The organism is Clostridium algidicarnis, assembly GCF_000703125.1.
Taxonomy (GTDB): domain Bacteria; phylum Bacillota; class Clostridia; order Clostridiales; family Clostridiaceae; genus Clostridium_L; species Clostridium_L algidicarnis.
Map to the genome: position 1 here is coordinate 3,037,251 of NZ_JNLN01000001.1, position 23,041 is coordinate 3,060,291.

22 protein-coding genes are annotated in these 23,041 nt (G+C 29.9%); 11 read left to right on the forward strand and 11 right to left on the reverse strand.

Going from position 1 to position 23,041, the window contains the following annotated elements:
* Positions 1 to 17: 17 nt before the first annotated feature.
* From BV55_RS0114575 to BV55_RS0114585, 3 genes are all read right to left on the reverse strand, one after another.
* Positions 18 to 1,316 (reverse strand): APC family permease, encoded by a 1,299-nt coding sequence (locus tag BV55_RS0114575; protein ID WP_029453545.1) that lies wholly within the window; start codon positions 1,314 to 1,316, stop codon positions 18 to 20.
* Positions 1,317 to 1,336: 20 nt separating this feature from the next.
* A complete protein-coding gene (locus BV55_RS0114580; RefSeq protein WP_029453546.1) occupies positions 1,337 to 2,071 on the reverse strand; it encodes a gamma-glutamyl-gamma-aminobutyrate hydrolase family protein in 735 nt (244 codons plus the stop codon).
* Between the two features lie 247 nt (positions 2,072 to 2,318).
* Complete coding sequence (locus tag BV55_RS0114585) at positions 2,319 to 4,328, reverse strand: sigma-54 interaction domain-containing protein (RefSeq protein WP_029453547.1); 2,010 nt, start codon at positions 4,326 to 4,328, stop codon at positions 2,319 to 2,321.
* A gap of 226 nt (positions 4,329 to 4,554) precedes the next feature.
* Here BV55_RS0114585 and BV55_RS0114590 point away from each other — a divergent pair, with 226 nt between their 5' ends.
* The 4 genes from BV55_RS0114590 (at position 4,555) to BV55_RS0114605 (ending at position 7,350) form a co-directional block, all read left to right on the forward strand.
* Positions 4,555 to 5,172, forward strand: a complete 618-nt coding sequence (locus tag BV55_RS0114590) for a HutD family protein (protein ID WP_029453548.1) — start codon at positions 4,555 to 4,557, stop codon at positions 5,170 to 5,172.
* A 307-nt stretch (positions 5,173 to 5,479) separates the two neighbouring features.
* On the forward strand, positions 5,480 to 5,851 hold the full coding sequence (locus BV55_RS0114595) for a GntR family transcriptional regulator (RefSeq protein WP_029453549.1): 372 nt from the start codon (positions 5,480 to 5,482) through the stop codon (positions 5,849 to 5,851).
* A 1-nt stretch (position 5,852) separates the two neighbouring features.
* Positions 5,853 to 6,554: an ABC transporter ATP-binding protein gene (locus BV55_RS0114600; protein ID WP_029453550.1), complete on the forward strand. Its 702-nt coding sequence runs from the start codon at positions 5,853 to 5,855 to the stop codon at positions 6,552 to 6,554.
* A gap of 37 nt (positions 6,555 to 6,591) precedes the next feature.
* Positions 6,592 to 7,350 carry an ABC transporter permease gene (locus BV55_RS0114605; protein ID WP_029453551.1) on the forward strand — a complete coding sequence of 253 codons (759 nt, stop codon included), beginning with the start codon at positions 6,592 to 6,594 and terminating at the stop codon, positions 7,348 to 7,350.
* A 152-nt stretch (positions 7,351 to 7,502) separates the two neighbouring features.
* Here the strand turns inward: BV55_RS0114605 and BV55_RS0114610 are convergent, their stop codons facing one another.
* The 4 genes from BV55_RS0114610 to aepX form a co-directional block, all read right to left on the reverse strand.
* Entirely contained in the window at positions 7,503 to 8,441 is a 939-nt protein-coding gene (locus tag BV55_RS0114610; protein ID WP_029453552.1) for a DUF2935 domain-containing protein, read from the reverse strand.
* 95 nt (positions 8,442 to 8,536) lie between these two features.
* Positions 8,537 to 9,646, reverse strand: coding sequence for a 2-aminoethylphosphonate aminotransferase (locus BV55_RS0114615; protein WP_029453553.1), 1,110 nt, complete (start codon positions 9,644 to 9,646; stop codon positions 8,537 to 8,539).
* A 21-nt stretch (positions 9,647 to 9,667) separates the two neighbouring features.
* Positions 9,668 to 10,801 carry a phosphonopyruvate decarboxylase gene (aepY, locus tag BV55_RS0114620; protein ID WP_029453554.1) on the reverse strand — a complete coding sequence of 378 codons (1,134 nt, stop codon included), beginning with the start codon at positions 10,799 to 10,801 and terminating at the stop codon, positions 9,668 to 9,670.
* A 1-nt stretch (position 10,802) separates the two neighbouring features.
* A complete protein-coding gene (aepX, locus tag BV55_RS0114625) occupies positions 10,803 to 12,101 on the reverse strand; it encodes a phosphoenolpyruvate mutase (protein WP_029453555.1) in 1,299 nt (432 codons plus the stop codon).
* Positions 12,102 to 12,496: 395 nt separating this feature from the next.
* Between aepX and BV55_RS0114630 the strand changes: the two genes are divergently transcribed.
* Together BV55_RS0114630 and BV55_RS0114635 are read left to right on the forward strand one after the other, a co-directional pair.
* Positions 12,497 to 13,264 (forward strand): SDR family NAD(P)-dependent oxidoreductase, encoded by a 768-nt coding sequence (locus BV55_RS0114630; protein ID WP_029453556.1) that lies wholly within the window; start codon positions 12,497 to 12,499, stop codon positions 13,262 to 13,264.
* Between the two features lie 196 nt (positions 13,265 to 13,460).
* Positions 13,461 to 13,787, forward strand: a complete 327-nt coding sequence (locus BV55_RS0114635; protein WP_029453557.1) for an SdpI family protein — start codon at positions 13,461 to 13,463, stop codon at positions 13,785 to 13,787.
* A gap of 82 nt (positions 13,788 to 13,869) precedes the next feature.
* On the opposite strand, the gene BV55_RS0114640 is transcribed toward BV55_RS0114635, so the two are convergent.
* The 4 genes from BV55_RS0114640 to pip form a co-directional block, all read right to left on the reverse strand.
* Positions 13,870 to 14,973 (reverse strand): ABC transporter permease, encoded by a 1,104-nt coding sequence (locus BV55_RS0114640; RefSeq protein ID WP_029453558.1) that lies wholly within the window; start codon positions 14,971 to 14,973, stop codon positions 13,870 to 13,872.
* Entirely contained in the window at positions 14,973 to 16,094 is a 1,122-nt protein-coding gene (locus BV55_RS0114645; protein ID WP_029453559.1) for an ABC transporter permease, read from the reverse strand. Before BV55_RS0114645 ends, BV55_RS0114640 begins: the two co-directional genes overlap by 1 nt.
* 14 nt (positions 16,095 to 16,108) lie before the next feature.
* Positions 16,109 to 16,879 (reverse strand): ABC transporter ATP-binding protein, encoded by a 771-nt coding sequence (locus BV55_RS0114650; RefSeq protein ID WP_423752106.1) that lies wholly within the window; start codon positions 16,877 to 16,879, stop codon positions 16,109 to 16,111.
* 304 nt (positions 16,880 to 17,183) lie between these two features.
* Complete coding sequence (gene pip / locus BV55_RS0114655; RefSeq protein WP_029453561.1) at positions 17,184 to 18,143, reverse strand: prolyl aminopeptidase; 960 nt, start codon at positions 18,141 to 18,143, stop codon at positions 17,184 to 17,186.
* A 271-nt stretch (positions 18,144 to 18,414) separates the two neighbouring features.
* Here pip and BV55_RS0114660 point away from each other — a divergent pair, with 271 nt between their 5' ends.
* From BV55_RS0114660 to rsgA, 5 genes are all read left to right on the forward strand, one after another.
* The gene (locus BV55_RS0114660) at positions 18,415 to 19,623 is read left to right on the forward strand and encodes an alanyl-tRNA editing protein (RefSeq protein WP_029453562.1); all 1,209 of its coding nucleotides are present in this window, start codon (positions 18,415 to 18,417) and stop codon (positions 19,621 to 19,623) included.
* 113 nt (positions 19,624 to 19,736) lie between these two features.
* On the forward strand, positions 19,737 to 20,003 hold the full coding sequence (locus BV55_RS0114665; protein ID WP_051652520.1) for a spore coat associated protein CotJA: 267 nt from the start codon (positions 19,737 to 19,739) through the stop codon (positions 20,001 to 20,003).
* Entirely contained in the window at positions 19,993 to 20,280 is a 288-nt protein-coding gene (locus BV55_RS0114670; protein WP_029453564.1) for a spore coat protein CotJB, read from the forward strand. Before BV55_RS0114665 ends, BV55_RS0114670 begins: the two co-directional genes overlap by 11 nt.
* 3 nt (positions 20,281 to 20,283) lie before the next feature.
* A complete protein-coding gene (locus tag BV55_RS0114675; protein WP_029453565.1) occupies positions 20,284 to 20,865 on the forward strand; it encodes a manganese catalase family protein in 582 nt (193 codons plus the stop codon).
* 544 nt (positions 20,866 to 21,409) lie between these two features.
* Entirely contained in the window at positions 21,410 to 22,453 is a 1,044-nt protein-coding gene (gene rsgA, locus BV55_RS0114680; protein WP_029453566.1) for a ribosome small subunit-dependent GTPase A, read from the forward strand.
* Positions 22,454 to 23,041 lie beyond the last annotated feature (588 nt).

Here is a 23,041-nt window from a genome sequence, read left to right on the forward strand (position 1 = left end):
CCCTTTAATTCTTTTGTTTAATTTACAGTATTACTTTGTTTATTGTTATAACTTTTCATAATAAAGTATATTGGTACTCCAACTATAAGTCCGCCAAGTCCCCACAAAATCTTTTCTAGGGAAGATTGTGCAAGAAGCCATATGCTTACAGCTACTGCTATTATAGGTATTACAGGACCAAAAGGAACTCTAAATGAACTTTTAAGATCTGGTCTCTTTTTCCTTAATACTATTATAGATAAACATGTAGGTACATACTGTGCAAATCTTGATACAACACTTATAGCTGCAAGTTTTGTAAAGCTTCCTGATAAAGCTATTGGTATAGCTAAAGCTACAGTTATAATTATAGCTATATATGGTGTACCTCTAGTACCCTTTTTTGCTATAACCTTTGGTATTAATCCATCTTTTGCTAAAGCTACCCCACTTCTTGGTGTTATAAAAGATGCTGCTATATTTATTCCACCTATAGATATTAGAGTACCTGCACTTACTATCGCTCCTCCAAAAGATCCGAGAAATACAGTAGCCGCATCAGCCACTGGTGTTTTACTAGTTGCAAGTCCTTCACCCAATATTCCTATAGAAACTCCTTGTATTAATAAATAAAACATGGAAACTATTATCATAACTGTTATTATTGCCTTTGGTACATTTTTTTCTGGGTTATCCATATCCTCAGCCGCCACTGCTATGGATTCAAATCCTGTAAATGCATAAAATATTAAAAGTGCTGCTGCCCCAAAAGATCCTCCAACATAGGTTCCACTTGGAAACATAGGAGTAAAGTTACTTCCCTTTATATAAAATATTCCTATAGCAACGAACATTACAAGCGGAACTAATTTACCAATTGTAATTATATTATTTAATGCCTTAGATATATTAACTCCCAGTATATTTACTAATCCAAGCCCTACTAATATACATACAACTATTATATTACTTACAGTTTTATCTGCTGCCGCTGGCCATACCTTTGCTAAAGCTGTTGAAAAAGCTACAGCCATAGTAGCCCAAGCTATAATACTTATAGCCCATTTCATAAATCCTACTTCAAAACCTACAAAATCTCCAAAGGCCTCCCTTGCATAAATATAAGGTCCTCCATTTTCTTTGAACATACCACCTGCCTCGGCAAAGCACATAGCAATACTTATAACAAGCAGCATATCAAAAACTATTACAAACATACTAAAAGGACCGATTAAAAGCATAGCTTGATTTGGCAGTAAAAATATACCTGAACCTATAATTGCATTTATACCTAAAAGCACAATGCTCCAAAACCCTAGTTTTTTATTATCCAACATAAAAAATCTCCCCTATCTAATTAAATTTTATTTAAGCATACTTCTACAAGTTTTGTAAATATAGAAAGCATATTTTTATTTTCTGCAGACATCATTTCCGGATGCCACTGTACTCCCATCACAAATTCTTCACCTTCATATTCTATAGCCTCTACAATCCCATCATTTGATATAGCAGACGCAATAAATCCCTTGGCAACTTCTTTAATAGCTAAATGATGAAAGCTATTACACATTGTTTCTTCCTCTAAAATTTCTCTTAACTTTGTTCCTTCTTTTATTTTAATAGTATGAGTTGGAATATTTGATAGTGATGCTTGATTGTGTTTTATATAACAACCTTCTATAAATGATAAATCTTGATATAAACTTCCTCCATTAACCACATTCAGCAATTGATGCCCTCTGCAAATTCCAAGTATGGGCTTTTTTGCTTCCATGGCTAAATTTATTAAATTTATATCAAAGTCATCCCTCTTTGGTAATATTCCACCAAGCTTTTGTGAAGGCTCTTCTCCGTATAATAAAGGGTTTACATCATGACCTCCAGATATTATAATTCCATCTACCATTTCCAACTGTTCTTTTATATCGTTTTCATCTTTTATAAGTGGAATAATCACTGGAATTCCACCTGCTTTTATAACAGATTTAATATAATCATCGTTTACATAAGCTCTTTCATATCCTGGAAACATCCCTCCTTCATCTACAATAATACTTCCTGATATTCCTATTCTCGCTTTTCTTTTCATATATACCTCCTATCATAATTACATGTATATTAATATTAATTAGCAATATCTATGCCAAGACTTAGAAATCTTTATATTATTTTAGTTGAATCTTCTAACACGCCCATTTGAAAACATTTTCAACTCTTATATATATCTTATTTATTTTTTATTATTAATTTTTTAACATTATCCACGATAAACAGGTAGATTAACAGGACTATACTCCTTTTAATCTACCTGTTTATTATATATATCACTTATATCTTTACTTGTTTTTAATTAAAAAGTTATAACCCTTTTTAGTTATTTTACTTCCCTTCCTCCCTACATATGAGTTTATTAGCTCTAAGTCTTTTAATGTTTCTAAAATCTTCTTAGCTTCTCCCTCAGAAATTTCTAATCCTCTCTCCTTCAATATATTAATTATAGCTACTCTTCCAATATTTTTTTCTAATTTATTAAAACTATTTATTAAATTAAGAAACTCTATAGCTGTTTCAAAATCACAGCTGCTTTTCAAAATTTCTTTTTCATAATTACAATTCTTCTCTTTATAATCTAGTGTTGATGGTAAATTCTTTACTTCTACCTTATCATCACACATGAGTGAAATATAAGAGGCAACATTTTGAAGTTCTCTTATATTTCCAGGCCATCCATAACCAATTAAAATATCTTTTACCTCATCTTCTATGCATATTTTTCTTCCAATAAAATAATTTAAAAGATCAATTATATCTCCCGTCCTCTCTCTAAGTGATGGTACCATTATCGGAAGAACATTAAGTCTATAATAAAGATCTTTCCTAAATTTATCTTCTTTAATCATTTTAAGAATATCTTTATTCGTAGCTGCAATAATCCTTACATTTATATTTATAATATTTTCTGATCCTATTGGCATTATCTGTCTTTCCTGAAGAACTCGTAATAGCTTTGTTTGAAGCAAAACTGGCATATCTCCTATTTCATCTAAAAATATTGTTCCATTATTAGCTGCTTCAAACAGCCCCTTTTTCCCTTCTTTTAAAGCTCCTGTAAATGCGCCCTTTTCGTAACCAAAAAGTTCGCTTTCAAGCAAATTTTCTGGCATAGCTGCACAATTTACAGCTACAAAGGCCTGCTTTTTTCTTTCAGATTCATTATGTATTGACTGAGCTAAAAGTTCTTTACCTGTTCCACTTTCACCTCTAATAAATACTGTAAGATCTGATTTTGATATCTTTTTAGCAAAATTAATACATTGAATCATAGACGGTGAATTTGTTTTTATATTATTAAAATAATATCTTGCAATTTGCCCCCTAGCCTTTATTTGTTTTGTAAGGTTTTGTTCTAATTGCTTTATGTAAGTTATTTCTTGAATATTATAGTAACTACCTGCTTTAACTCCTAAATTATATATACTTGTCTTTTTAACATTTATATATTTATCTTTAAACTGAAAAACTTCGTCTAAGATTTCTTCTTTTTTTAAAATTCTTTCAAGTCCTTTTTTAAAGATTTCTTCTACCGACACTCCTTGTATGTTGCCTTCTAAATCTAAAATATTTCTAAAGCTTTCATTAAATACTTTTATTATTCCCTTCTCATTAGTAAATATTACACCATCCCTAGATATATTTACTATGGTATCAAGCTCATCCATTTTTAAAAATAATTCCTTATATTTGTCTCTAATACCACCATCAAGACTTACAATTTTCTCAGAATATTTAATAAGCTTCTTGCCTATATCTATTGTATCTATTTCAAGAGCACTTATTACTTGCATAAATGTAGATATATCTATGTATCTATTTCCAAGGTCTATAATCTTTTTTATATGACTTGGTATCCTTTCTGATACCCCGGGGGTAAGAGCTATATTCACATTAGAATAGTCTACATTTTCTTTGTAAGCTATTAGATTTAAATGAGTTACACCTACTTCATAAAATAAAGATACAGTTTCGTAGGTAGTTTGATCATTATCATTAACCACTAAAACCTCTGTCCCTTCTGGAATGGAAAATACCTTGTATATTTCATCTTCTCTAAATGTCCTGTTTACTACTATTATTTTGCTCTTTGCACTAACGTATTTTTTTATTTCATAAGCTCTTTCTCTTATCATTACGAGAACAACCTTATCCTCTATAATATCCTTCTCTTCTAGATGATCTAGAAAGTAACTATTAATCACAATCTTATCCCCTAGCACTTGCCTTAGATTGTTTTCTAAGAACTTAGTAAGGTAGCTATCCCTATCAGTTATTATACCTATGGACTTCATATTTTTTCCCTCCAAAATTATATCAATTTTTGATGTGCGCTAATTATTGTTTTATAATAATACAAAACTAAAAGTAATCATTCAAAATACTGTTATAATGAAATTATAGGATACTCACATTAAAAATAATAGATAAATATTAATTACGTTAACTTATTTAATATATTACCAACTCAATCTTATCATTAATTTCTTATATAATTATAATTTCAAAAGGAGTGTTTTTATGAAATATGATATAAATGTTATCACTAAAGAAAACCAAATTACTAAAAGGTGGTCTGGTGGGACTACAACTGAAATTTGTATTTTCCCGAAAGACTCTAATTATGAGGATAGAAATTTTATTTGGAGGATAAGCTCTGCAAACGTTGAAAGTGAAGAGTCTAATTTCACATATTTAAAAAATATATGGAGAGAAATAATGATTTTAGATGGAAATATAAAATTAATTCATAATGATGAAACCTCGATAAATTTAGGTAAATTTGAAAAGCATAGTTTTAGTGGTCAGTGGGAAACTAGAAGCTATGGTAAAGTAACAGATTTCAACTTAATGGTATCAGAAAAAGCAAACGGAAATATTTCTTATATAAGATTAAATGAACATACTATGAGCGAGTTCTCACTAAACATTAAAAATAAAAGGAATCATAAAAACTTATCCTATGGATTCTATTGTTATGAAGGTAATATAAAAGTGTGCTTAGACAATAAATCCTTTACACTAAATAAAAATGACTTTTTCCTTATTAACTTAAAAAAGGGCTTTGGTTCTATGTCTTTAATTAATGAAAGCGATAATATAGCTCATATAGTTAAAGTTAAAATAGTATATAATTAAGTAGCAAATTATATACTTGATTAAATAATTATAGTAGACTCTTTATTAAAGACTCTACTATAATTGTCTTTTTCCAAAAGTACGTTATAACTTTATGATATTTCTCTTATTTTTTCAATATCACTCTTGCATATATATTTTCCAGTATTATATTGACACTTACGCGTTACTAGTGCACTATGTACTTAGTACACTAATTCATTGATATTGAATCTGAATTATAAATATAATTTATAATTTTATTAAGATTTATACACATAAAAACCTGGTGATAATTTATTAAACATCAAAGAAAGAAGGTGATATTTTGGATTTTGTATTTAATGATAAACTACCTATATATATTCAAATTATAAATTATATCAAAAGGAAAATAGTTTTATTGCAAATTTGTGGAGGTGATAAATTGCCATCAATAAGAGACCTATCCTCAGAATTAAAAATCAATCCAAATACTGTTCAAAGGGCTTACCAAGAGCTTGAAAGAGAAGACTTAACCTATACTAAACGAGGTATGGGTAGCTTTGTTACTGAAGATAAAAATATAATATTTAAGCTTAAAAAGGATATGGCAAAAGAAGTTATAGATAAATTTGTACAAGAAATTAAAGATCTTGGTTTTGAAAATGAAGACATTATACGAGTTGTTTCAGAAGAAGTTAATAAGGGGGACAAATAATATGAAAAATATAGTTGAAGCTAAAAGTTTAAGCAAATCATATTTTAAGAAAAAAGCATTGGATGATTTTAATCTAAGTATACCCGAAGGGCAAGTATTAGGATTACTTGGCCCAAATGGTAGTGGTAAAACAACTTTTATTAAGATCTTATCAGGAATCTTATCACAATCTAGTGGAGACATCATAATAGATGGTAATATTCCTGGAGCCTACACAAAATCTGTAGTTTCCTATCTTCCCGACAAAAATTATTTATATAAATGGATGACTGTAAATGATTCAATTCTTTTTTTCAAGGATTTTTACAGTGATTTTGATGAGATTAAGGCTTATGAGCTATTAAGCTTTATGAAACTTGATAAAAACTCTAAGGTAACTTCACTATCAAAGGGTATGAGCGAAAAACTTAATCTTACCCTTGTATTATCAAGAAAAGCAAAGCTTTATGTGCTAGATGAACCTATAGCAGGTGTTGATCCTGTTGCAAGGGAAAAGATTTTGGATGCTATAATTAATAATTATAATAAAGATAGCTCTATGATTATAACCACACATCTAGTACGTGATATAGAAAGAATATTTGACCATGTATCTTTCATATCCGAAGGCAAGATAATCCTTTCGGGAAATGCAGAAGAGCTAAGAGAAGAAAAAGGAAGGTCTATTGATGAACTTTATCGTGATGTTTTTGGTGAACAATAAAAATGTATATTATAAAATTTGATTGGGGTGTTTTAATATGTTTAAATATTTGAAATATGAATTAAAAGGAAGCTATAAACTTCCTGTAGGTTTACTTGTGATTATGGCTTTATGGTGTCCTATCTTATATAGTAGGATAGGAAAGTGGGATATTCAAATTATCTCAACATTAACTTTTTTAACTTGCTTTGCAGCTCTTTTAGTAGCTTTTATATATATAATACACTTATATAAACAGGACTTTTCAGATGAGAGAGGATATTTAACATTCACATTGCCATTAAACGGGAAATCTATACTATGTGGCAAACTTTTATTAAGCTTTATATGGTTAATAGTAGCAAGTATAGCTTCTATAGCCTTTGTAAGTATTATATATATCAAAGGTCTTAATACCACATTTGGGCAAATATCTATAACCTTACCACTACTTATTCCATTTCTTTATATTGTTGTAGGTCTTTTAACTACTATCCTCACTATATTTATTTCTATAACTTTAAGCAAGGTAGCTTTTAGGAATAAAAGGATTGGCGGTATAAGCTTTGTAATATTTATATTGCTCAATACAGCCATAGGATTTTTAAATTTACAATTGGTGAAATTATTTCCACAGTCAATAGAGCTTCCTGGTGGAAGAATTGTTAGTATTGTGTCATCTTCTATGAATGGTTCAACTAACCTTGGCGGTTTTTATTCATATATAAATATAGTTACTGCAATCTTTTATCTTGTGGTAATTGTGGGGTTATTTACTTTTAATTCTTATCTTATAGATAAAAAGCTAGACTTATAATTTAAAGATTAGTATTTTAACATTTATACTGTAATTATTAATCTTCATATAACTAAAAAGATTTTCTGTATTCTTGATTGCAGAAAATCTTTTTTGCTTGTATATTGTTATATTAGATATCTTTTAAAAATGATACTTCAAGATATCTTTTGTTAATACATACTACCTTTTTCAAATATCTTTAATAAACGTAAATAGTGATTGGCTTCTCTTAAAGTGTGATCACCAAGCAGGGGCATTATAATAGATTTAATTTTACACTCTATTAATCCTTTTGTAGCCTCAGCCTTAAATTTGCTTATTTCTATAGTTGCTTTAAGGCTATCATTTGTCACTTTTGAGATTGGAATTGTTTTATCCATGGCTTCTTTTGACTGTGCTTCTAGTTCAGTAAACTCGTTTCCAAAATCATTTGCTATATTTATAAGATCATTTTCCGTAGGATCAAGAAGTCCACGAATAAACTTTGAGTGTTCTGCCATAATTTCATTCCAAAAAACTTCCTCCACATAAGCTTCTCTTTCTAGTATAACCTCTTCCCGATTTTGAAGTTTTTGAATAAGATTATAATAAAACTTTGCTTCTCTTAAAATATGCTCTATAAGTAAAGGATAATTATTTGTAAATAACCTACAAGTTAAGATATTTGATAGTAACATAGTCTTAAATTCTACTAAAGCTTTAACTAAATCCATAGCACGATTATTAATCATACACACTCTTTCTTCAAGCATAGTATTCTCTATAACGTTACTTAAATCCCAAGGCCTTAATTCTTGCTCCGCCCTTGTTAAACTAGTTGGGATATTTACCCCTGTAAGATAAGCTGAAACCATTTCTGCTTTTAGTGTAAAAGGTGTCACAACTTCCCCTGACTCTAATACGCTAGCACTAACAACACCATTAGAAAGTGATATTACATCCGCCAAAAGCCTATCAAATTCTGCTCTAAACATGTCTGCTTTAACCATAAGATTTGAATCTCTTTGCACAAAACCTATTTGTAAAAAAAATGAATGCTCCTTCATTATCCGTGTAAAGAAAAGATGCAGCTCTAAGGATTGTCTTATAAATTTACTATTTGATAACATAATCAACCTCATTAATATAATTATTCACTATTATTATATTAATGAAATAAACATTTTATTACATAAAAAGGAAGCACCTCTGAGGTGCCCCCTTTTTATGGGTGCACCTCAGAGGCGCTTACATAATTTTCTAATTCTATTATGAACCTTTCCATGTCTTTATAATCTATTTCACCGATATTTGCTATTCTAAAGGTATTTGCATCGGATACCTTTCCTGGATATATAGTAAATCCTCTTTCGTATAAGAAATTATGCATATCATCAAATTTATATTTAGGATTTGTTGGTTCTAGTATTGTGGTTATAAGTTTTGAATGATCCTGTGGCTTTACCAAATGGGTGAGATTTAACCTATCTAATCCTTCTAATAAAACATCGCAACTCTTTACATATCTTTTATTTCTTACTTCGATGGTTTCTTCTTTTGCCTCTATTATAGCTTGTTTTAAGGCATAAAGAACTTGTACTGGTGGAGTAAATCTCATTTGATAATTTTTTATAAAATATTCATATTGCTTATATAAATTCAAGTATACATTTCTTGGTTTATTATTTTTTGTGAGTAATAGACTATTTATATTTGCAATTACAAAGCTTATTCCAGCCATGCCTTGAATGCACTTATTTGAGCTAGATGCCATATAGCTTATATTCATATCCTTCATATCCATAGGGATTCCTGCATATGAACTCATTGCATCTACCATCATCTCTATATTATATTTTTTGCAAAGTGCACCTAATATTTTAACATCATTTAGTAGTCCTGTGGTAGTTTCATGATGAACTACAGCTAAGTGACTCACTTCACCTTTTTTTTCTTTAATAACCTTTTCAAGCATTAATATGTCAATAGCCTCTACATTGGAACTTTTAAATTCTATAAAACTTATATCATAGGCTTCTGCTATTTCACACATACGCTTTCCGTAAGCACCATTATTTATAATAATTAAAGTTCCATCTCCTACTACAGAACTTATCATAGCTTCTACAGAGGCTGTACCTGAGCCCCCAAATAAAATCGTAGTATATTCTTCAAGGCTACCTACAAATTTAGTTAACTCCTTTGAAACAAACTCCATAACCTCTCCAAATTCTTCTTCTCTTGGGCATATATCAGGAACTACTTGGGCAAGCTTTACAGTATCAGTGGTAGTTGCTGGACCTGGGTTTAACAATACATTTCTCTTTATTTCCATAACATATTAGCCTCCTATTAATTATTTCGCTAAAAATTTCATAAACATATCTTTGTTTTCTATAGGAGACGTAGTTGGTCTTCCTAAATCTTTTCTAGCTCCTTTTCTTACCTTAACTTCTAATAATACTGGGCCTTTAGCCTCAACTAGGATTTTAAGATAAGCTTTTAAATCTTCAAATGTTGAAACAGTAAAGGTCTTTTTATATCCGCAGGATTTAGCAATAGAGGGTATATCTATATCAAGGCCTACTGTTGATTGCCCTCCAACCGAATCATGAGCTCCATTATTAATAACAATATGTTTAAAATTTTCTACCTTTTGTGTTCCTATAATAGCAAGTCCACCTAAATGCATTAAAAGCGCTCCATCTCCATCTAAACAATATACATTTTTCTTAGGCTTTGATAGTGCAATTCCTAATGCTATTTGAGACGCATGTCCCATAGACCCTACTGTTAGAAAATCTTTTTCGTGCCCCATATTTCTAGCTTCTCTCTCTTCAAATAACTCTCTAGATGCCATGCCGGTTGTGGATACTATTGTATCTTCATCACCTAAAGCATTAACTATTTCCTTAATTGCATCTTCCCTGCTCATTTCAAAGTTAACCTTTGATTGCTCTTTTAACTTGTAAGTAGAAAATGTACCTTTGGTAACCACTAGTGCATAGGGTTTCTTTTCTTTTTTCATATATTCTACAGCTTCGGATATCTTCTTTTTCCATATGCCCACATCGTCTTTTTCTGTTAATATACTGTACTCAATGTCTAGCGCCTCTAAAAGCTTTAAAGTTACAAGACCTTGCTTTTTATGTTGAGGCTCATCCTTTTTGTTAGGCTCGCCTCTCCAACCTATTACAAGTAAAGCAGGTATACTATATACTAAAGGATCATTTAAAGATGCTAGGGGATTTATTATATTTCCCTGTCCTGAATTTTGCATATAAACTAATGCAGGATTCCCTGTAGCTAAGTAGTATCCTGAGGCTATAGCTAATGCATTACCTTCATTTGCTGCAACTATGTTATGCTTACTATCCACATTTTCTTTAATATATGCACAGAAATCTTTTAATAAAGAATCTGGAACTCCTACAAAAAAATCTATTTTATTACCTTTTAAATCCTTGTAAAATTCTTCAGTATTTATCATTTTATTTTCCTCCAGGAATTAAAGTTAAAATTTCTTTTATTGGCATACAATATTCATCAGCTTCTAGGGCTCTTTCATTTTCTAATATAGTTTTAGCAGTTTTCATCATAGCTGGATATGCACTTCTTATAAGGTGATTTGCATATATTATAATATTAGCCCCAGCATCTTCTAGTTCTCTTTCAGTTATATGAGCATAAGATGTTGGTACAACCACTAATGGTACTCTTTTATCAAACTCTTTATACTTTGCACAAAACTCTAATATTTCACTACCATCTTTATGCTTACTATGAATCATTATTCCATTTGCACCTGCTTCTATATAAGCTTTAGCTCTGTTAAGTGCATCGTCCATTCCAGCATTTAATATTAAGCTTTCTATTCTAGCTATTATCATAAAGTCATTAGTAACTCTTGCTTCTTTCCCCGCTGTTATCTTCTTTGAGAAATTTTCAATTGTATCTTGCTTTTGCTCAGCATCAGTTCCAAAAAGAGAGTTTTTCTTAAGTCCTACCTTATCCTCAATTATAATAGCAGATACACCTAGCCTCTCTAGAGTCTTTACTGTATATATAAAGTGTTCTATCTTCCCACCAGTATCACCATCTAATATTATAGGTTTTGTAGTTACTTCTAATATATCATTTATAGTGTTAAGTCTTGATGTAAAATCTACAAGTTCAATATCTGGCTTTCCTTTAGCCGTAGAATCACAAAGAGAGCTTATCCACATTCCATCGAACTCTTTTGTTTTGTTATCTTGCTCTATCTTTGCTTTTTCTGCTATAAGACCTGTTAGTCCATTATGAGCCTCTAAGATTCTAACATGTCCCTTAAAAGATAAAAGATTCCTAAGCTTTTTCATTCTTACCTGTGGAGTTGTACCAAGCTGGGCTATGGTTTCATCTAATTTAGTTATAGAAATCCCCTCCGTATATTTAACCTCAACAAGCTCTCCTCCCCATTCTTTTAGAGTATTTATTACTCTTTCCCTTAAAGGCTTTTGTATTCCCTGTTTCCAGTCATCACCGTGAACTACATAGTCAGGCTTTTCCCTTAGTAAATTTGGAACTTGATCTAATGTATCTTGAGGAATAACCTTACATACACCTTTAATATTCTCTACTACTTTCTTTCTTTCCTCATACTTTAAAAATGGATTTCTAAAGTACTCACATATAACTTCATCTGTATGTAATCCAACTACAACCTCACCTAATTTTCTAGCCTCTTCTATTACATTTAAATGTCCATGATGAATTATATCAGCACTCATTGCTACATATACCTTTTTCATAATACCATCCCTTATTTTTAATATTTGTTTTTATTACATTTGTTCAAATTATGAACTATGAATTAAGTCTACTTTATTGAACGATTTATATCAACTACTTTAAGTAATATTTAAAAAATCTTTTTAATAAATACGTTTTATACATAATAAGGAAGCACCTCAGAGGTGCTTCCTTATTATGTATAATTAATTTTACTGATAATTTAAACTTTATATTGTAATTTTCTTAAGTTAGATTTATAATTAAAACACCAACTACTTAATATACGATGTTTCTTAATAACGTTTATGCGAAAGTAACATCTAACCTTTAAAAATTGCTTATGATATTCTCTAAGTATTTAAAAAGCAAAGGTATAGAGTAGTTTTATTAAATTTAAAGGGAGATGTTTATTATGACTAACTTATTTGACTTAACTGGTAAAGTTGCCGTTATAACTGGAGCTTCAAGCGGAATTGGTGTTCAATTTGCAAAAGCCCTAGCTGAGCAAGGCGCTGATATAGCAATACTTGCAAGAAGATATGATAAGCTTGAACCATTATGTAAAGAAATTGAAAGCATAGGAAGAAAAGTCCTAGCTGTGAAATGTGATGTAACAAAAGAAGAAGATGTTAAATTAGCTATAAAATCTATTATAGATAAGTTTGGCAAAATTGATATCCTAATGAATAATGCAGGGGTCACCTCAGTAGGTTCAGTAGACACACTAGAAGAAACTGAATGGGACAGAATCATAGATACAAATTTAAAAGGCGTATTTTTAATGTCAAAACATGTAGTTCCACATATGAAAGAACAAAAATACGGAAAAATTATTAATACGGCCTCAGTTTGTGGACTTATAGGAAGTAAGGCTATTCCTCTTCATGCATATAATGCCTCAAAGGGTGCTGTAATAGCTTTAACAAAGGGTATGGGAACTTCACTTGCTCAATATGGTATAACTGTAAATGCAATTGCACCTAGCCTTTTTGAATCAGAAATGACTGAAAAATCTTTATTCCAAAGTGACTATTTAAAATCCTACAATATGTTGTGTCCAGCTGGAAGACCTGGTATGACTGGAGAATTAAATGGAGCTGCAATATACTTTGCCTCCGATGCTTCTAGCTATACCACTGCTCAAATATTATTTGTAGATGGTGGTTGGACATCCGTTTAATATTAATATAATAAAAAAAGGTAGCTTAATAAAAATAGATTAAGCTACCTTTTTTTATTTATCTTTATAATTAAAGACCTATTTAAATAAATCTTAGCCTTTTGATTTTAGGCTATATTTAAAATTAATGTTAAAATTTGATATGTCTTTTAAGGTATGCTATAATTAATCAAAATTTATATATTAGGAGGTAAATATGATGATTATTTTAGGAATAACATGTATAATCATTGGCTTTATATTTAAGGCTTTTCCGCCAAAAAAAATCAATTCTATATTTGGTTATAGAACTATATTAGCAATGAAAAATCAAGATACATGGAACGAGGCACATAAATATTCAGCCAATATCTTTATTATATTGGGTTTTATTTTTGTTCCTTTACAATTTGTTTTAAGTCAATTAAATCTTGGTTATGGTTATGAAAAAATAGTAATTTCAATATGTTTTGTTATTATGATTATTCTTAATGAAATGCACTTGAAAAAAATTTTTAATAATGACGGTAGTAGAAAGTTGTAGTATAGATAAAATTTTCAACACTACATTAAAACATAGTCAAAATATTTTATTAGAAGATATCATTACAGTACATTTGATTTATTTAATCATTATTTCTTAATTTTCTTATGGATAAACCTAATAACACTGCAGATATACCTATTAAAAGTAATATATACTTCATAACATAAGTTAAACTTTCTCCATATAAAACTTCACTGCTAGCTACATTAATCCAAGTAGTAGGTATAAATTCTGATATTTTTTTTAAAAAACTTGGCATGATCTCTCTTGGCCAAAAGCATCCTCCAAGCATAGCAAAAGGTATATTAATAACTGCACTTATGGCTCCTGATTGTCTTAGATCATTAGAATGAGTTGCTATAAATAATCCTAAAGACACAGTAAACACTGCAAATATTATAAATAATACTAATATACTAAACGGAGTATCTCCTAAATTAAACTTAAATAAATACTTCATAAAAGAAAAGAATAATATAACCTGAAATACTGATATAGTTAAAAAGCTTAAAAGATTTTCTACAATATACCTTCCTCTAGTCAAGGGGGTGGTAAAATATCTTGTAAATAAGTTCTTTTCTTTATCCTTTATTAACATGTTAGTAGTAGAAGTAGTTAAAAACAGCATATTTAGCACTATAAACCCAAGTGCTGCTGAGGTTTTAGATTTATTTCCTTCCCCCTTATCAACACTTTCATATTGAACCTTATGACTTCCCTCTTCATAATATTTAATTCCTTTGTAAAACTCTTCCTCACTACCCTTAGATACTGAAGCTATCTTTTTTATATTATTTAAATATCCATCTAAATAAAGTTTTATGGACATGGCTGCGTTTCCTTCTTTTACTTCATAACTTTCTAAAGAAACATCCTTACCATTAATTATATCCAGAATAAAACCTTTTGGTATAATTATTGCATAATCCGTTTTATTATCCACTAAGCTGTTTTGAATGTTTTCCTCATCCTCCAAAATCACTGTGCCCTTAGTTTTTATGTTTTCTATAAGCTTGTTTGAAAACTCTGTCTTATCTTTATCCACAACTGTAATCTTTAAAGGTTCAGTTCCATTAGAACCTGAAAAAGCTATAATCATAAATATAATAGGCAAGACAAGTATAAACAATAAATTTATCTTATTTTTAAATAATCTTTTTAAATTTGTTAAATAGATAGTCATTACACTATGTCCCTCCTTCCGGAAATCTTAGCTCCTATAAATAGGATAAATGTAAATACCCAAATCCCCAATATGCTAAATAGCACCTCTTTTGAATCTGCACCATAAATACTTTTAAATATAGCATTTTGAGCTAAATAATTTGGTGTTATACGTGATAATCTTCCAAGTATGCCATCACCAAAATCTATCTTTACAAAACCTCCACCTAAAAATGTAAGTATAGGCACTAAGATATTTAAAATAGCTAATCCATACAATCCCTTCTTAGTTGCCATACAAACAAATATTCCAAGCATAGTGGACATAATCGCTAATGATAAAATTGTTATGAATATTACACCTAAATTATTACCAAAATTAACATTAAACATAAACCTAGATACAAGCAATAATACTAAAGCTTGCCACAAGAGAGTAAATACTACACCTATGCCTTCTCCAAGGAACATTTCCCAAAGCTTTACAGGTGATGACTTAACCCTTCCACCAACCACACTATAATAATCCTTATCTATAGCAAAATTTGCATATATAGCTCCAAACATTATAATCATTATAAGCATAGTTACAGCATAGTAATCTATAGCTGTAGGCTTTTTACCCAAAACACTTACTACCTTAGAATCTACATTGTTATATTCTTTTATAGAAAAATCCTTAGCCTTTAAATTAGCTAAAGCTTCAAAACTGTTGGCCTTATCTGCATAAGATTCCATGATACCTTTAACTATCGATACCTTTAAAGCATTATAATCGCTACCAATTACTTTAAATTTACCTTCTATATTTTCATCATATATAATCAAAGCCTCGTATTGTTTCTTTCCAATAAGCTTTTTAGCTTCCCCTACATCTTCTATTTTAGTTGGTGCTATAATATCTGAAAGGTCATTTAAATTTATAAACTTTTCAAAATTATCTCCATTAATTCCACTAGTATTATTAACATATAATACATTTACCTGTCCTATGTTTTTAGCAGTAAATTCATCACTACTTCCTAGGGCATTGCCTAATATAGCTATCAATATAATAGGTATAATTAGCATAGACACTAATGATTTTTTGTCTCTTATATATTGAATTATTCTATATTTAGCTATTACAAGAAAATTCATAGCCCTCTCCTCCTTTAATCTCTTAGCTTTTTACCTGTTAAGTCTAAAAATACTTCTTCTAATGTTATATTGCTTCCATCTTCTTTACTAACAAGTGACTTTAATTCTTCTTTACTTCCTCTTGCAATAATCTTTCCTTTATCCATTATACAAATATCTGTGCATATAGCTTCTACCTCTTCCATATAATGAGATGTGTATATTATAGTGGATCCTTGCTCATTTAGTTTTTTTACTGTTTCTAGTATATTGTTTCTTGATTGAGGATCAATACCAACCGTAGGTTCATCCATTATTATTAGTCTAGGCTTATGAACAATTGCACAAGCTATATTTAATCTTCTCTTCATCCCACCAGAAAACTTTGTAGGAAAATCCGACTTTCTATCCCACAACCCTACAAATTCTAATGTTTCTTTCACTGAAGCCTTTAATTTTTCACCTTTAAGTCCATATAATCTTGCAAAAAATGTTACATTCTCGTAGGCAGTTAAATCATCTACTAAGGCTAAATCTTGTGGTACTACCCCCATATTCTTTTTTATTTCAAGAGAGTCTTTCTTTACATCCTTATCAAAGATTTTTACATCCCCTGTAAATTTAGTATATATACCACTTAAAACACTTATAGTTGTAGTTTTTCCTGCGCCATTAGGTCCTAAAAGCCCAAAAATTTCACCTTCCTTTATGTTTAATTCCTGTATATCTACTGCTTTAAAATCTTTATAACTCTTTTCTAAATTCTTTATACTTATTATCATAATTAAATCATTTCCTTTCTTCATCAAAACTTAAACTTAGATAATAAAAGTTTCTTTTTATCTTACTATTTTATTTTGCTCCTTTTAATAATAATTATCAAGCACTATTTAGTGTTAACCAATCTTGTTTTTATAAATTAAGCCCTTCATACTTTTATATACCCCTAAATTATCTTATTCTATATATAATTTAGAGATACAATATTTTTAATGTTATCTATTAAACTTAAAAATATTAACCTATTGCCTGTTTAAATATATTCATTATGTACTAAAGTTAAAGAAGCCATTTATAATTTAAATGGCTTCTTTAACACACTAAAATCTTTTACTTATATAACTTTTTAAAATCCTCAGTAGCCTTTACAAGTTCACTTAAAGTTCCTGGTTCCATGCCTGAATGGCCAGCATCTTTAATTATTTCAAGTTTTGACTTAGGCAATAATTTATGGAGTTTGAAAGCCGCTGAAACACGACAATCCATATCATATCTTCCATGAACTATTCTGCAAGGTATTTCCTTTATCTTATAAGCATTTTCTAATATATAATTATCAGATTCATTAAACATATTGTTTATAAAATAATGACACTCTGTTCTCGCCATAGAAAGAGCTAAGCCCGACTCACCAAACTTATTTATGGACTCTTCATCAGGAATTAAATTAACAATATTTCCTTCCCAAACACTCCATGCTTTTGCAGCCTTTAGTCTTTCATCCTCATTGTCACAAGTTAACCTCTTGTAATAAGCTTCAATCATATTCCCTCTTTCACATTCAGGAATTAAATTAAGGTAATCCTCCCATTTATCAGGATAAATTTCTGATGCTCCTTCTTGATAAATCCAATCAATTTCAGCTTTTGTACCAAGAAATATTCCTCTTAAAATAAGTCCTAAAACCATTTTAGGATAATGAATTGCATAAGTTAATGCTAAAGTAGTACCCCAGCTTCCCCCTAAAACTACCCATTTATCAATATTTAAATGTTTTCTTAACTTTTCAATATCAAGCACCAAATTTTCTGTTGTGTTTTCCCTTAATTCTGCATGTGGAGTACTTTTACCTGCACCACGCTGATCAAATAAAATAACTCTATAAAAATTTGGATCAAAGTACCTTCTATAAGCATCACTTAATCCGCCACCCGGTCCTCCATGCAAAAATAATATTGGTTCGCCCTTTGGATTTCCAACTTCTTCATAATAAAGCGTATGTAAATCGGAAACCTTTAGCATCCCACTATTATATGGCTGAATTTCAGGAAACAATTCTTTTCTTTGCATAATACAACTCCCCTTTACTTTATTTATTTTAATTATATCACACAGAGCTTTTTAAAGTGTTTCTACATTTTAATATTGGAACTAATAAATTTAGTGCCTTTTTCTATAAACCACCTAATTTATAAAAAGAGATTACGTTGATATTTGTATAAAGCTCCTCTTATTTGATATAATTTAAATGTAACTCACTTTTTAAGGTAATAATCCAACATAACTAGATAATCTTAATAAGTATAATACAATAATAAATCATTACTGTGGAGGTAATTAAATGGATAAACTTTTTTACGAAGACCAATATATAAAAGATTTTACTGCTGAAATAATTGATATAAAAGACATAGATAATAAATTTCATGTATCCCTAGATAAAACGGCTTTTTTCCCAGGTGGTGGTGGTCAACCTCACGATTTAGGATTTATAGAAAATCATGAAGTTATAGATGTATACGAAAAAGAAGGTATTATATATCATGTTGTAGAAAAAAGGCCAATTAAAATACATAGGGTTAAGTGTTCTATAAATTGGAATAAAAGACTAGATGGTATGCTTCAACATTTCGGTCAGCATGTTCTTTCTGGATGCTTTTTCAAACTATTTAATGCAAATACTGTAGGGTTTCACCTAGGATCTGATATTAGTACCGTAGATATTGAAGGGAATCTTACTGAAGAGCAAATAAGAAAAGCTGAAATCCTTGCTAATGATATTATTGAAGAGAATATCATTGCTGAATTCTTCATACCTTCAAGAAAAGAACTTAAAAATTTAAAATTAAGAAGAGCTCTCCCAAAAACAAATGATGAAATAAGAGTTGTTAAAATAGGAGATTTAGATATAAATGCATGTTGTGGTGTCCACCCTAGCTCCACCTTAGAACTTAGAATGATAAAAATAAAAAGGTGGGAGAAAAATAAAAATGCCACAAGAATAGAGTTTTTAGCTGGAAGACGAGCAGTAGGCTATTGTTTTAAAAAAGACAAATTTTCTCACGATCTTTGCAAACACTTAAGTTGCAATGAAGACGATGCTACAAATGCTATTAAGAATTTAAATGATAACTTAAAATCAGCTCTAGATAGTAATAAAAAGTTAAAAATCGATCTTCAAAGTTATCAAATTAAAGAAATCCTAGAAGACTCAGAAAAGATAGGAAACTTTAATGTTATAAATAAAGTATATGTTGATGATGACCTAAAGTATATAAGTAAATTAACCTCAAAACTTGTAGAGCATGAAAATACTATAGCGCTTATTGTAGTAACTTCAAAGGAAAGAGCTAATTTAATATTTGCATCTTCAAAGGATGTTAAAAACTTAAACATGAATGATCTTTTAAAGGATGCTATAAGCCTTATAGATGGAAAAGGTGGCGGTAGTAACTTTTTAGCTCAAGGTGCTGGTAAAAACAATAATAATCTCCAGTCAGTTATTGATTACGCATCTAGAAAGGTAAAAATTATTTTAGAAACTCCATAAAATAACTTTTAAATAATATTTTTCATATATAAATTAAATTATATTGTGTCAGTTATGAATTAAAGGAATATATTGTAATTGTAGAAGGAATAAATAAGGAGATAAATATAATTATGTTTTATATGGAAGACCCTGAAGATTCTAGACTTAGTTCAAATTGTATAACAAAGAAAAAGTGTATTCCACAAGAAACTGTAATAACTAACGTTAGACTTGCTGCTGCATATGTTCCATACCAAAAGCTATGTACTCTTTTTTCACCTATTGAGTCACTTAAAAGAGGTACTGCTTTTCCGGAACTTTATAGTCCCTTTGAAGGAGAAAATAAAAAAGGTGTTAAACTAAGTAAGAGTGAAAAGGGAGGTTGCTATGAAAGGTGAAATAGATAGAATGGAACTTCTAAAACTAATTACTATTTCAAGTTTTATGAAAGAGGACCTTTCTTTGTATCTTAATACTCATCCAATGGATGAAAAGGTTATTACAAGATATAACTTCCACGTAATGGAATCAAAAGCCTTAAAAGAAAGATATGAGATGAATTATGGAATGATATCCGAACATGACTCTTGTAGTCCTTGCCCTTGGCAGTGGATAGACCAGCCCTGGCCTTGGGAATATGAGGCTAATTTTAGATTTCATAAGGAGGGGGTATAATTTATGTGGACATACGAGAAATACCTACAATATCCTGTTAAAATAAAGAATCCTAATCCTAAAATGGCAAAGGTAATTATAACTCAATACGGTGGACCCGATGGTGAACTTGGTGCTGCACTTAGATACTTAAGTCAAAGATTTACTATGATTACTCCTGAAGCTATAGCCACATTAAATGACATTGGTACAGAGGAGTTAGCCCATTTAGAAATGGTTGGTTCCATGGTCCGTCAATTAATGAAAGGTGCAAGCATTGAAGAAATTGAGGCGCAGGGTATGGGTGCTTATTTTGCTGATCATGGTAGAGGTGTATATCCTGCAAGTGCTTCAGGTGTACCATTTAACGCTGCCGGCATCCAATCTAAAGGTGATCCCATTGTTGACCTTACAGAAAACTTAGCAGCAGAACAAAAGGCAAGAGCTACTTATGAGTATTTAATAACTATGGCTGATGATCCTGATGTAATAGAACCTTTAAAATTTTTAAGAGAAAGAGAAGTTGTACACTATCAAAGATTTGGAGAAGCTCTTAGAATTGTTCAAGAAAAGTTACAAGAACCACGCCTATATATGATGAAATAATTATTTTATTAAAATCAAAGCAAGTATGAAATTAGTATTGAGATTATAATATATGTCTCAACATAGTAAACCTGCCACTTTTATGTGGTGGGTTTTTGTTTTATTATATTATGAAAAACTATATGGTAAATATTTTTAATTTTATAATTGACAAAACATTCTTGAAATAATACAATGTTAAATATACAATATTAAAATTATAATAATATTTCTATATGAAAGGAGATGTTTTTAATGAATATGATTTTAAGGGTGATTATAATTTAAAACTAAATATGGGCAAGAGGTGACCTTAGAGGATAGTGTATCCTTTGTTTGCGTTGCATTTTGCAGTAACATATAACCTTTCATAATATACTGCCTATAAAGGATAAGTAGCGCGACAGGTAGGTCGTGTTTTTTTGTACCCGTAGATAGCAGCCAAATTTAGAAGGCTATTATCTACGGTATTTTTATGCCCATTTTTAGAATGTAAACATATTAAAAAGAGAGTGATTTGATATGGAAAGATTAAATTATTATTATAAAAATACGGAGGGATTAAATGGATAATATAAATATTGAATGTTATGGCTATACGGAATTTTATAAAAAGCAAATAGAAGAATTTACTATAGAGGATAAGGATTTAATACCAGCAAGAATAATAGAGGTGCATAGAAATCAATACACCATTGTAACAAAGTTCGGAGAAAGCAGCGCTAAGCTAAAAGGTTCATTGTTCTATAATGATGAACAAAATATTATATACCCTGCCATAGGAGATTTTGTATTAGTAAAGCATAATGACCAAGGTGAATCTATTATTTACAAAGTATTTGAAAGAAAAAGCAAGTTTTCACGTATGGACTCATTTTATGAGAAGGAACAAGTTGTAGCAACTAATTTTGATTATGTTTTTATTATAACCTCTCTTAATAATGATTTTAATGTTAAGAGGATAGAAAGGTATATAACTGTATCTTTTGAAAGCGGAGGTATGCCTATAATTATTCTAACAAAATCTGATTTATGTAGTAACTGTAGTTATTATAAAACGGTGCTTGAAAAAATAGCTATAGGAATTCCAATATTAACAGTCAGCTCAATTACAGGAGATGGGATTTGTGAAATCCAAAATTATATTAAGCCTTCAGAAACAATTGTATTCCTTGGATCCTCTGGTGTTGGGAAGTCTTCACTTGTAAATGCTATTGCAGGCGAAGAAATTATGAAGGTAAATCATATAAGAGAAGATGATAGTAAGGGTCGTCACACCACAACTCACAGGCAACTTATTATGCTTAAAAATGGCGCTATGATAATTGATACTCCAGGAATGAGAGAACTTGCTATGTGGGATGTATCTGATGGACTTAATTCAGCCTTCGATGATATTAAAGAGCTAGAAAGTGAATGTAAATTCAGCAACTGTACCCATAAATCAGAACCTGGATGTAAGGTGAAGTCTGCATTAGAAAGTGGAGATCTTTCAATAAAAAGATGGCAAAATTATATAAAGCTAAAAAAAGAAGATAAATTTTCAAAATGGAAGGAAAACGTTAAAAATAGAAGTAAATCAAAAAAAAGACATAAAAAGGACATATAATAAAGAAGAACTGAATTTAGCATTGGAATTAGTTGAAAGTGATTGGTCATATTCTGAGGTCTCAAAGGATACAAAATTAAATAAAAGCATAATTACAAGAGAAATGAGGAAGCGAGGGGAACTTTAAAGCAAGGGATAAGACATTTGGAAATCAAGAATAATTAGGGTGAATATAGGGATACGTGAAATAATAAAACATTAGTTATATCCACAAAATTTTAAAAATTAATAATATTATTTAATAATTACCGCATGGAATTCCATGTGGTAATTATTAAGCTATAAAAACTATACTTTTGTTATAATTCTCATAATTCTTATGTCTTCTTCTTATATATCCAATACCGTTACACCTGCACCTAAAATCTCTAATGTTAGAGTTCGTCTACCTTTAGATCTACAAAGATTAGGGATCTTAAAGAATCTATATTATAGAAGTATTTCCTTAAAGAAAAAAGGATCTTCCACCATGGTCTTCCTCTTCTGTTATTTTTAATCCTAAACGATAAAAGAGCTTTTCCATTTAAATATGTTTATATTACAGCGTTATCCAAAATACAAAAGTTTTTGTTACTACAATCAATTTCT

Coding starts and splice junctions, on each gene's coding strand:
- BV55_RS0114580 (WP_029453546.1), bottom strand. CDS start 2,071: ATGAAAAGAAAAGCGAGAATAGGAATATCAGGAAGTATTATTGTAGAT.
- BV55_RS0114610 (WP_029453552.1), bottom strand. CDS start 8,441: ATGTTATCAAATAGTAAATTTATAAGACAATCCTTAGAGCTGCATCTT.
- BV55_RS0114575 (WP_029453545.1), bottom strand. CDS start 1,316: ATGTTGGATAATAAAAAACTAGGGTTTTGGAGCATTGTGCTTTTAGGT.
- BV55_RS0114660 (WP_029453562.1), top strand. CDS start 18,415: ATGGATAAACTTTTTTACGAAGACCAATATATAAAAGATTTTACTGCT.
- BV55_RS0114590 (WP_029453548.1), top strand. CDS start 4,555: ATGAAATATGATATAAATGTTATCACTAAAGAAAACCAAATTACTAAA.
- BV55_RS0114585 (WP_029453547.1), bottom strand. CDS start 4,328: ATGAAGTCCATAGGTATAATAACTGATAGGGATAGCTACCTTACTAAG.
- BV55_RS0114645 (WP_029453559.1), bottom strand. CDS start 16,094: ATGAATTTTCTTGTAATAGCTAAATATAGAATAATTCAATATATAAGA.
- BV55_RS0114670 (WP_029453564.1), top strand. CDS start 19,993: ATGAAAGGTGAAATAGATAGAATGGAACTTCTAAAACTAATTACTATT.
- BV55_RS0114640 (WP_029453558.1), bottom strand. CDS start 14,973: ATGACTATCTATTTAACAAATTTAAAAAGATTATTTAAAAATAAGATA.
- BV55_RS0114675 (WP_029453565.1), top strand. CDS start 20,284: ATGTGGACATACGAGAAATACCTACAATATCCTGTTAAAATAAAGAAT.
- rsgA (WP_029453566.1), top strand. CDS start 21,410: ATGGATAATATAAATATTGAATGTTATGGCTATACGGAATTTTATAAA.
- BV55_RS0114600 (WP_029453550.1), top strand. CDS start 5,853: ATGAAAAATATAGTTGAAGCTAAAAGTTTAAGCAAATCATATTTTAAG.
- aepX (WP_029453555.1), bottom strand. CDS start 12,101: ATGAAAAAGGTATATGTAGCAATGAGTGCTGATATAATTCATCATGGA.
- BV55_RS0114605 (WP_029453551.1), top strand. CDS start 6,592: ATGTTTAAATATTTGAAATATGAATTAAAAGGAAGCTATAAACTTCCT.
- BV55_RS0114630 (WP_029453556.1), top strand. CDS start 12,497: ATGACTAACTTATTTGACTTAACTGGTAAAGTTGCCGTTATAACTGGA.
- BV55_RS0114615 (WP_029453553.1), bottom strand. CDS start 9,646: ATGGAAATAAAGAGAAATGTATTGTTAAACCCAGGTCCAGCAACTACC.
- BV55_RS0114665 (WP_051652520.1), top strand. CDS start 19,737: ATGTTTTATATGGAAGACCCTGAAGATTCTAGACTTAGTTCAAATTGT.
- pip (WP_029453561.1), bottom strand. CDS start 18,143: ATGCAAAGAAAAGAATTGTTTCCTGAAATTCAGCCATATAATAGTGGG.
- BV55_RS0114650 (WP_423752106.1), bottom strand. CDS start 16,879: ATGAAGAAAGGAAATGATTTAATTATGATAATAAGTATAAAGAATTTA.
- aepY (WP_029453554.1), bottom strand. CDS start 10,801: ATGATAAATACTGAAGAATTTTACAAGGATTTAAAAGGTAATAAAATA.
- BV55_RS0114635 (WP_029453557.1), top strand. CDS start 13,461: ATGATGATTATTTTAGGAATAACATGTATAATCATTGGCTTTATATTT.